This is a genomic window from Flavobacterium sp. HTF (assembly GCF_003105115.1).
GTDB lineage: Bacteria > Bacteroidota > Bacteroidia > Flavobacteriales > Flavobacteriaceae > Flavobacterium.
On sequence record NZ_QETH01000131.1, the window covers coordinates 1 to 9,246 of the forward strand.

Annotated in this window: 11 protein-coding genes; 6 read left to right on the forward strand and 5 right to left on the reverse strand. The window is 36.6% G+C overall.

Features of this window, described 5'->3' with window-relative positions:
- Positions 1-107: 107 nt before the first annotated feature.
- Both DCO46_RS21335 and DCO46_RS21340 read right to left on the reverse strand, forming a co-directional pair.
- The gene (locus DCO46_RS21335) at positions 108-860 is read right to left on the reverse strand and encodes an SDR family NAD(P)-dependent oxidoreductase (protein WP_116754499.1); all 753 of its coding nucleotides are present in this window, start codon (positions 858-860) and stop codon (positions 108-110) included.
- 156 nt (positions 861-1,016) lie between these two features.
- Positions 1,017-1,391, reverse strand: a complete 375-nt coding sequence (locus DCO46_RS21340) for a hypothetical protein (RefSeq protein WP_116754505.1) — start codon at positions 1,389-1,391, stop codon at positions 1,017-1,019.
- Between the two features lie 116 nt (positions 1,392-1,507).
- Here DCO46_RS21340 and DCO46_RS21345 point away from each other — a divergent pair, with 116 nt between their 5' ends.
- The gene (locus DCO46_RS21345; protein WP_116754506.1) at positions 1,508-2,089 is read left to right on the forward strand and encodes a pseudouridine synthase; all 582 of its coding nucleotides are present in this window, start codon (positions 1,508-1,510) and stop codon (positions 2,087-2,089) included.
- A gap of 219 nt (positions 2,090-2,308) precedes the next feature.
- Entirely contained in the window at positions 2,309-2,764 is a 456-nt protein-coding gene (locus DCO46_RS21350; protein ID WP_116754500.1) for a tRNA (cytidine(34)-2'-O)-methyltransferase, read from the forward strand.
- Positions 2,765-2,968: 204 nt separating this feature from the next.
- Here the strand turns inward: DCO46_RS21350 and DCO46_RS21355 are convergent, their stop codons facing one another.
- Genes DCO46_RS21355 through DCO46_RS21365 form a run of 3 tightly spaced genes read right to left on the reverse strand, consistent with a single transcriptional unit; the run spans position 2,969 to position 5,965 of the window.
- Positions 2,969-3,745 (reverse strand): ABC transporter ATP-binding protein, encoded by a 777-nt coding sequence (locus DCO46_RS21355; RefSeq protein WP_116754501.1) that lies wholly within the window; start codon positions 3,743-3,745, stop codon positions 2,969-2,971.
- A 42-nt stretch (positions 3,746-3,787) separates the two neighbouring features.
- A complete protein-coding gene (locus tag DCO46_RS21360; protein WP_410503671.1) occupies positions 3,788-4,816 on the reverse strand; it encodes an iron chelate uptake ABC transporter family permease subunit in 1,029 nt (342 codons plus the stop codon).
- A 6-nt stretch (positions 4,817-4,822) separates the two neighbouring features.
- Entirely contained in the window at positions 4,823-5,965 is a 1,143-nt protein-coding gene (locus tag DCO46_RS21365) for an ABC transporter substrate-binding protein (RefSeq protein ID WP_116754502.1), read from the reverse strand.
- 138 nt (positions 5,966-6,103) lie between these two features.
- Between DCO46_RS21365 and DCO46_RS21370 the strand changes: the two genes are divergently transcribed.
- The 4 genes from DCO46_RS21370 to DCO46_RS21385 all read left to right on the forward strand — a co-directional run.
- Positions 6,104-6,466 carry a DUF5522 domain-containing protein gene (locus DCO46_RS21370; RefSeq protein WP_116754508.1) on the forward strand — a complete coding sequence of 121 codons (363 nt, stop codon included), beginning with the start codon at positions 6,104-6,106 and terminating at the stop codon, positions 6,464-6,466.
- A 210-nt stretch (positions 6,467-6,676) separates the two neighbouring features.
- Positions 6,677-7,201, forward strand: coding sequence for a bifunctional adenosylcobinamide kinase/adenosylcobinamide-phosphate guanylyltransferase (cobU, locus tag DCO46_RS21375; protein ID WP_116754503.1), 525 nt, complete (start codon positions 6,677-6,679; stop codon positions 7,199-7,201).
- A gap of 90 nt (positions 7,202-7,291) precedes the next feature.
- A complete protein-coding gene (gene cobT / locus DCO46_RS21380; RefSeq protein ID WP_116754504.1) occupies positions 7,292-8,971 on the forward strand; it encodes a nicotinate-nucleotide--dimethylbenzimidazole phosphoribosyltransferase in 1,680 nt (559 codons plus the stop codon).
- A 14-nt stretch (positions 8,972-8,985) separates the two neighbouring features.
- Positions 8,986-9,246 (forward strand): transposase (locus DCO46_RS21385; RefSeq protein ID WP_133244621.1); only part of this gene is annotated, 261 nt, incomplete at its 3' end.

Genomic DNA, 9,246 nt, shown 5'->3' on the forward strand with positions numbered 1-9,246 from the left:
TACTAAACATTTTTTACAATTAAGAAGAAAAAACTTATTTATAATGGGGCGTATAAAAAAAGACCGCCTGAAATTCAGACGGTCTTAAAATCTTTTGAAAGGTTTTTTTATACGGCAGTATAACCTCCATCAGAAATGATATAACTTCCGGTAGTGAAAGAAGATTTATCAGAACTTAAAAACAAAACAAGTTCTGCAATTTCTTCAGCAGTTCCTAAACGGTTCATTGGTGCTTTTGCCGCAACGGCATTCATAGCATCTTTGTTTAAATTATCTTTTAGCAATGCAGTTTCGATATAACCGGGACCAACGGCATTACAACGTATATTTTTCTGGGCGTATTCTGTTGCTATATTTTTGGTTAACCCTACAACCCCATGTTTTGATGCTGTATAGGCAACGCTATTGGGTGCCGCAACCTGTCCATGAATTGAGGCAATGTTTACAATACTTCCGCCTCCATTTTTTTCCATTTGTTCTATTTGATAGCGACAGGCATAAAAAACACCACTCAGATTCAATGCAATAACCTTATCCCAGGATTCCGGTTCGTATTCTCCGGTTGGTTTTGCAGGGCCTCCCATTCCGGCATTATTGCAGGAAATATCAAGTCGGCCGTATTTAACAACTGTTTCTTCAACAAGGCGTTTATTATCACTTGCGCTGGAAGAATCTCCTTTTATAAAAAAAGCTTCCCCTCCCTTATCCTTTATTGCTTTTACGGTTTCTTCACCGTGCTCAACATTTACATCCGAAATAATTACTTTTGCTCCTTCACGAGCGTATGCTTCTGCAACAGCACGGCCAATTCCTGAACCTGCCCCGGACACAAAAGCAACTTTGTTTTCTAAAAGTCCCATTTTATTGTATTTTAAAAATTGATACCTCTAATTTACGAAGACATCAATGGCCAGCCATAGCAAAAACGGGGTTTACAATAACATTAACGCCTTATGCTAATCAAATGTTATTTTACAATAAGATGACCTTTACAAGCTTAAAATTTTGTATTGTAATTAATCCTCGTCATCTAATTTCATGTTCCCACGGTCTTTATGATTATCAGGATGGGAGTTTGGATAACGGTTCGCCGTTATATCAGAATTCCGGTCTTTATTCTCTACCGTTTTTTTGGCTTCTTCTTCTGTCGTAACGCCACGGTTTCCGCTTTTGCTGTTTGCTGTTTTTTGATCTGCAACTTCGGTTATTTTCTCATTTTCATTTCTTGCCCGATCTACAACTTCTTTGTTGCCTTCCTGATCTGTTACTACTTCTTTTTTAAGTTTTAAATCATCCGGGTTTTTATCGTGCGAAACATTTTTCCCTTTAGATTCGTCTGTATTTTTTTGTACTCCATTTATCTTTTTAGAGCCTAAATCATTGGTTCCCATAATAGTCTTTTTTAAAATTTCTATTATAATATTACGAATTTTCAGACCGAAAACTAAACCATTTAACATTGCTTTTGGATAATAAAACAAAACTATCTTTGCACAAAATAATTGGCATGCAACATCACTTTATTCTTTTTAAACCTTACGGCTACCTAAGCCAGTTTATTTATGAATTAAAAAGAAAGAAAAAGCTTTTGGGAGAGTTATACGATTTTCCCGAAGGTACAATGGCTATTGGCCGCCTTGATGAAGATTCCGAAGGTTTGCTTTTACTGACTACGGATGGAAAAGTGAGCGAACAGATCAGAAGCAAAAAAGTTGAGAAAGAATATTATGTACAAGTGGATGGCATCATTACGCCTGAAGCCATCGAGCAATTACAAAAAGGCGTTGAAATTGGTTTTGACGGCGGAAAGTACAAAACAAAACCCTGCAAGTCATTTATTGTTTCCGAAGTTCCGGATTTTGGACCAAGAGCAAAAAAAATAAGGGACGAACGTCACGGCCCCACTTCCTGGGCTTCTATAACGGTAAATGAAGGGAAATTTCGCCAGGTTCGAAAAATGACGGCTGCGGTTGGTTTTCCTACTTTGAGACTGGTTCGGGTTCGGATAGGAAATGTATATTTGCAAAATCTAAAAGCCGGAGAAGTTCTTGAAGTTCCAAATTTTAAATTGGATAATGAGATAATTTGAGAATGTGTCAATTTGAGAATGTGTCAATTTGAGAATGAGATAATTTGAGAATGTGTCAATTTGATAATCTGATAATTTGATAATGTGTCGATTTGGTAATGAGATAATTATTTTAAAATTCTTTGATATTTAACTCCTCCCCTTAACCCTTAACCCTTAACCCTTAACCCTTAACCCTTAACCCTTAACCCTTAACCCTTAACCCTTAACCTTAAAAAAATGCTAAACGTTGTTCTTGTAGAACCGGAAATACCAAATAATACGGGAAATATCGGGCGCTTATGCGTTGGTACTGAAAGCCGCTTACATTTAATCCATCCGTTTGGGTTTGTGATTAATGACAAAAATCTTAAACGTTCAGGATTGGATTACTGGGTTCATCTTGATGTTACCGAATACCAAAATATTGAGGAATGGATAAAGCAAATTCCAGATCAGTCGCGTGTATTTTTAATGAGTTCACATGCCGAAAAATCTTATCTGGAAACTGATTTTCAGGATGGAGACTGGCTGGTTTTCGGAAAGGAAAGTGTTGGATTGAGTAAAGAAGTCCTCGCTCGTTTTGAAAATCATTTAACAATTCCGATGTCGAAGTTAATCAGAAGCTTTAATATTGCCAACTCGGTAGCTTTTGTTGTCGGCGAAGCGAAGAGACAAATTGGACTGAAACTTTAATTTACTTCCTGCAAGGTTTTAATAACCTTGTAGGTATTGTTGAGACTTCTTAATAAAATTATATTCAAACCTACAAGGTTTTAAAAACCTTGCAGGACAGATAATTTCTTATGAGAAGTAAATCCCTAGCCCCGATAGAAGCGGCATCCTTTTATTTTTTTTCTTTAAAAAAATAAAAGATATAGCGGATAGCGGGATCAGCTCCTAAGTAATAATAAACTTCCCTTTTTCTGCATCAAAGACAATATGTTCGTCTTTGAATAAAGTAGCAAAACTTCCTTTTGAGATTAAATTACAGGGTTCATCCTGAATTACAAATTCCGGTGTCATAATAATCATTTCATCGCTTAGCTGAATCGCCAGATCAATATCATGTGTTGAAAACAAAATACATTTCTGAGTTTCCTGAGTCAGTTTTTTTAATAATTTAAAAAGTGAGACTTTATGCAGCAAATCAAGATGTGTTGTAGGTTCATCAAGGATAATTAATGGTGTATCCTGCGCCAGAGCACGTGCGATTAAAACTTTTTGCAACTGCCCGTCACTTATTTCGAAATGTTTTTTTCGGGCTAAATGACTAATCTGAGTAAGTTCCAGAGCTTCATTTACTTTTACAATATCTTCCGGATTTAAAGTTCCGATCCAGTTGGTATACGGCTGGCGGCCCAAAGCGACCAGTTCAAAAACAGTAAGATTGCTTGGAGGCAGCTTTTCGGTTAAAACCAAACTTAAATTTTGCGCCAGATCCAGTGGTTTAAAAGTGGTAATATCTTTATCATTCAGAAACACATTTCCTGACAATGGTTTTTGGATTCCTGTAATGGTTCGCAACAAAGTCGATTTTCCGATGCCGTTTGCGCCTATTAATGAAATAAGCTTTCCCTGAGCAAAATTCAGATTCAGATTCTCAGCGATAATCACAGTTTCTTTCCTGGACTTGTAGCCAATACTTAAACTTGAAGTGGTGAGGATATTTTTCATATGAAAGTTGCTAAGAGAGTACGTTTCTGAGTTTTTTTATGCTTATTGGAAATTTCTTTTCTTCATTAAAAGCCACACTACAACCGGAGCCCCGATAATAGAGGTAATCGCATTAATGGGCAATGTGGTGTCTAATCCCGGGCATTGTGAAGCGATATCACAAAACAGCATAATTATGGCGCCGTAAAAAAAAGTACTCCAATATAAAACCGCATGATTACTGGTTTGGAAAGTCAATTTTGCAATATGCGGAACAGCCAATCCAATAAAAGCAATCGGGCCGGCAAAAGCGGTAATACTTCCTGCCAGAATACTCGTGGCAAAAATAATAATCAGCCGGGCTTTTTTATAATTCAGCCCCATACTTTTAGCGTAATTCTCGCCCAGAAGCAGTGCGTTTAAAGGTTTTATACTGCTCATACTCAAAAACAAACCAAAAACTACACAGACTGCCAAAACCAAAATCGATGTCCAGGGAAGGTTACCAAGATTTCCTAATGACCAAAATGTAAATTTCTGCAATTGTTCGGCTGAACTAAAATAGGTCAAAATACCAACAATGGCGCTCGTAAAACTACCAAACATAAGTCCGACTATCAAAATTGCCATTGTATTTCGTAAACGTTGCGCCACTAATAAAACCAATAGCAAAACAGCAATGCTTCCTAAAGTTGACGCAACTACGATTCCGTAAGCTGATACTACTATTTCGTTTAGAAATAACGGCAAAAAACCGGCGCCCAAAATAACAATCGCAACAGCTAAAATAGCTCCCGAACTCAAACCCAAAACATCAGGACCGGCCAGAGGATTCCTGAATAAAGTCTGCATCAGCAAACCGCTTATTGATAATCCGACTCCGACCAAAACTGCTGTAATTGCTTTTGGAAGGCGATAATTTATAATAATATATTCCCAGGTTGATTTACTGGCATTTCCTCCCGTCAGGCTGGTATACACTTCCTTAAACGGAATTGTCACCGAACCAAAACTAATATCCAGAAAAAACATCAATAAAAGTGCGAAGCCAAGCACCGAAAACAGAATTATATTTCTTTTTTTATTTATCAAGTATTCTTAATTTAATTTAGATGCAAAAGTAAATTCATAACTTGGTAATAAATCAGGGTGAAAAATCTTGATATAATCTTTTAAAACCAAATCCGGACGGCTCGGGGCCAGTTCATAATAAACGATTCCTCCCGTTGCTCCAATTTTTCCTTCGAAAGTATATACGTTTTTAGATTTGAAAGCATCAAACTGAGTGTAGTGAGGATTGCTTTTTCCGAATTCATCCAATGATTTAAAAGAACCTGCAGCAATCCAGAAATTGGCAGATTTTGCTTTTACCAATACTTTTTCAAAAGACAAGCCTTCACTTCCGGTACCTTTTAGATCTGACCATAAATAATTGGCCCTGGCATCTTTCATAAACTCAGCTACCCAGCTGTTTCCTTTTGCAACATACCAGACATCCTCATACATAGAACCATATAATACTGTTGCCGTAGCAGGCTGATCTGCAATAAGTTTCTGGGTCTGTTTATAGCTCTCTACAATTTTATCAAATAATTCTTTTGCTTTTTCTTCTTTACCGAACAAAGCACCGTATAACTTTATCCATTCTGCTTTGCCAAGTGGCGATTGTTCCATCCAGTCCGCCTGGATAAAAACATTTAAACCGCTTTTTTTCAGATTCTCCAGCATCGGATTGTTATTGTCAACTCCAAAAGTCACAATCAGGTCAGGCGATAATTCGATAAGCTGTTCGATATTTAATTTTTCGTTCTGTCCTACATTTTTCACAGTACCTTTATCAATCAAAGCTCTTGTTTTTTCAGAAGAAATATAATCGGTATGAGGAAATCCAACCAGCTTATCTTCAACTTCCAGCATCTCAAGAAACGGAATATTGGTTGTCGAAGTTACTACAACAGATTCCAGCGGAACTTTTATAGTTGTATAACTTTGTAAACTATCCGGAACTTTGGCATCCTTTTCCTTTAAAACATATGTATAACTTTTATTGGCATTTGGCCACGGATTCAAAACCGTTACAACCGAATAATCTCCATGGTTTACGATAGAAAGTCCTGAAGCATATTCGACACTGTTTTTAGCGATTTCCGGTTTTAGTGTTTCTGTCTGTTCATTTTTTTTGCATCCGACAAGGACAAAAAAGGGAAGGATAAAAATAAACTTAGATAATAAATGTTTCATAAGCAGGTTATATTGTTTTTAGGGTATGGTATTTGCCTGTTCAAAATTACGTTTTCAACAAAAGCAAAGGTAAATCAATTTGCACTTTTTTTGTCTACCTTTATTCTTACAAACTTAAACAAATATTATCTTTATCTCATGAATACCACAAAAACAAAAGTTTGCTCCGGTTGTGAATCTTCTTTTAGTTGCGGGGATTTTTCTGCTGAGGAAAAATGCTGGTGTAATGATTTCCCTCCCATCTTTAATCTTTCTGAAGGCGGTGACTGTCTTTGTCCCGTTTGTTTTAAAGAAGCTTGTGAAGATAAAATTGATGCTTATGTAGAAACCCTGACTCCTGACAGAGCCATTGGCAATAAAGCGGCAACATTACCAAAAACAGCGCAGCTTATAGAAGGAATCGACTATTATATCGAAAATGAAAAATATGTCTTTAAAGCCTGGTTCCATCTAAAAAGAGGCAGCTGCTGTGAAAATGGCTGCAGGCATTGTCCATATTAAAAAAGTTAGAAAGTTAGGAGTTAGGCGTTAGAAGTATGATACACGCCTTTAACCCTTAACTCCTAACCCTTAACCCTTAACCCTTAACCCTTAACCCTTAACCCTTAACCCTTAACCCTTAACCCTTAACCCTTAACCACCAACCACCAACCCTTAACCCATAACTCCTAACCCTTAACTCCCAACTTCAAACTCAACCCAACTCAAAAAATGATTTACTTAATTACTGGCGGCGAACGATCCGGAAAAAGCAGCTATGCCCAAAATTTGGCTTTACAACTTTCATCTGCACCAATATATGTGGCAACAGCCAGAAAATGGGATTCAGATTTCCAGAACAGAATAGACAGGCATCAGCAGGAACGCGATGAACGCTGGACAAATATTGAAAAAGAAAAATATCTGAGTGAAATTGATTTTACAGAAAAAACGGCTCTGGTAGATTGTGTTACACTGTGGCTTACCAACTTTTTTGTTGATACCAAAAATGATGTTTTATTGTCTTTGGAAGAAGCAAAAGCCGAATTTGAAAAAATCGCAATACAGGAAAATACAAATCTGATCATTGTCACCAATGAAATCGGAATGGGAGTTCATGCTGAAACTCATATTGGCAGAAAATTTACCGAATTGCAAGGCTGGATGAATCAATTCCTGGCTTCAAAAGCAAATGAAGTCGTGTTGATGGTTTCGGGAATTCCGGTGAAGATCAAAGGAGAAAATTCGAAGTTTTAAAATTCTAAATTTCAGTGTTTTGGCAGTTTTAGAATTTGGAATTTGTTTTTTGAAATTTCATATTGAATTTAAATATCGTAATTTTATCAGATGAGCCATTTAGACGATATTTTAAAAGCGCGCCGTGATACACGCCATTTCACAACCGAAGAAGTTCCGGAGGAAGTTATCCAAAAAGCTTTACAGGCTGGACATTGGGCGCCTTCTGTTGGTCTGACAGATGCTACAAAATATTATATCATTAAATCTGCTGAAGTAAAAACTGCTATTAAAAAATTGTTTCTCGATTATAATGAAAAAGCTGCGTCTCTTACTGATAATCCGGAGCAAAAGGAACATTATAAATCACTGAAACTCGAAGCGATTGAAGAAGCCCCAATCGGACTTATTATCGCTTATGACAGATCGGTTCTGAACCAGTTTACGATTGGAACTGTCGGGAGCAACGAAGCGGTTAAATTCAGTTCGGTTTGTGCGGCACAAAACATCTGGCTCTCACTAACAGAACAGGGTTACGGAATGGGCTGGGTATCGATTTTGAATTATTATCAATTCAAAAAAATAATTGACCTGCCCGAAAATATAGAACCTCTTGGTTATTTCTGTATCGGAAAACCGGCTACCAATTATAACAATCAGCCGATGCTACAGCAATTAAACTGGAAACAGAAATCGGAAGCTCCGGATTGCAGGGAAATCAAAAATATAATTAAAAGTGAGATTTCCACTCTTCCGGCAAATTCAAAAATTCAAGCTGAAAACAACACAGATCTCAGTCGTCTTTTACAGGAAAAAATTGATTCTAAAACCAAACCTGTTGGCGCTTTGGGGGTTTTAGAAACCCTCGCTTTTCAGATGGGAACTGTTTTTGAAACTTTAAATCCAAAAATAAAAAATCCGAATATCGTTGTTTTTGCTGCCGATCATGGTATTGCAAATCATGGCGTTAGTGCCTACCCGCAGGATGTTACGCGACAAATGGTCAATAATTTTCTAGAAGGCGGCGCTGCCATAAACGTTTTTTGCAATCAAAATAATATTGCATTATCAATTGTAGATTCTGGTGTAAATTATGATTTTCCGACAAATGCCAAATTAATTAATGCCAAGATTGCCAAAGGAACACAATCTTTCCTCCACGCTCCTGCAATGAGTGAAACTGAACTTCAATTGTGTTTTGAGAAAGGAAAAGAGATTGTTGATGAAATTGCCAAAAGCAATTGCAACTGTATTGGATTTGGCGAAATGGGAATCGGTAACACCTCAACGGCTTCTGTTTTAATGAGTGTTTTGACTAATTTACCCATTGAAGAGTGTGTCGGAAAAGGAACTGGCATTGAAGATGAAAAACTGTTTCAGAAACAAAACTTACTTCAAAAAGCGATTCAGAATTATGCCGGTCAGGCCGAATTAATACCACAACTGACCTATTTTGGAGGTTTTGAAATTATACAAATGGCTGGCGGTATGCTCGCTGCTTATGAGCATAAAATGCTGATTTTAGTTGATGGATTTATTTGCAGCACTGCCTTTCTGATAGCTTCAGAAATTAATCCGGATATAAAACAAAATGCTGTTTTCTGTCATGTTTCCGCAGAAAAAGCACATCAAAAATTATTAGATTATTTAGGTGCAAAACCTGTTTTAAATTTAGATTTACGCCTTGGAGAAGGAACCGGCTGCGCTATTGCTTTGCCTATTTTAAAATCTGCTGAAGCTTTTCTGAATGAAATGGCTACTTTTGAAAATGCCGGGGTAAGCAAGAAGTAACTTTTTATATTATTATGTCGTTTATTAAAATTTATATTCATTTTGTCTGGAGTACCAAAAATAGGATTCCGTATTTAGACTCTATTGAATTGAGAGAAAAAGTTTGGAAACATATTATTGAGAATGCAAAAGAAAAAGGAATTTTTATTGATTTTATAAATGGTTATGCAGATCATTGCCATTGTTTAATTTCTTTGGGAGTAGATCAAAATATCCAAAAAATCATGCAGTTAATCAAAGGAGAATCTTCATACTGGATTAATAAAAACAAATTA